Genomic DNA, 845 nt, shown 5'->3' with positions numbered 1-845 from the left:
TATCAGATTGAGAAAAAGGTCATTGTACGTCAATACGAAGCAGTTCCTGAACAACCAATGGGTAAACAACTTCAGGTAGACTGGGGTGAAACCAAACAGAAGACGGCAGACAACAAAGAAATCAAACTGTACTTTATTGCCTTTGTACTCGCTCACTCCAGACATAAATATATGGAATGGCAGGCACGTCCATTTACTACAAGAGATGCGATCAGGTGTCATGAACATGCATTTCAGTTCTACGGAGGACGAACAGAAGAAATCGTCTATGATCAGGATCACTTAATCACAGTGAGTGAAAATGCTGGCCAGCTGCTTTTAACAGCTGAATTTCAAAGCTATGTAAATGAGCGTAAATTCAATATTCATTTGTGTAGAAGAGCTGATCCAGAATCTAAAGGCATGATTGAAAATGTAGTGAAATACATAAAAGGGAATTTCGCTGACAGTCGGGTGTTTAGTGAAATAGAAGATTGGAATGATCGAGCATTGCAGTGGCTCGAACGTACTGGAAACCATCAGGTTCACCAGACCACAAAAAAAAGACCAGCAGAAGTGTTTCTCCTCGAAAAGCAACACTTACAGCGAGTCTCTTCACTACTTTCATATGAAAGTACCCATAACCAAAGTATAACAAGAAGTGTAAGCAAGGACAACACGATCCGTTATAAGTCAAACCGTTATTCCGTCCCACTAGGGACTTATCAAACAAGGAGTGAGAATCTTGTATGGATTGAAACGACAGGCGAAGAGCAAAAGACGCTCGTCATTCGCAGAAAAGTAAATGGTGAGGTAATTGCCGAGCACCTTATTAGCTCAGAAAAAGGAAAACTCATTCAAAACCG

General features: G+C 40.7%; 1 protein-coding gene. It reads left to right on the top strand.

Going from position 1 to position 845, the window contains the following annotated elements; translation table 11 throughout:
• A partial coding sequence (locus PZE06_RS25815; protein ID WP_275792096.1) for a transposase occupies positions 1-845 on the top strand: 845 nt, incomplete at both ends.

Source organism: Robertmurraya sp. DFI.2.37 (genome assembly GCF_029211245.1).
GTDB classification, from domain to species: Bacteria; Bacillota; Bacilli; order Bacillales; family Cytobacillaceae; genus Robertmurraya; species Robertmurraya methanolica_A.
This window is presented reverse-complemented; position numbering and strand designations above follow the sequence as displayed.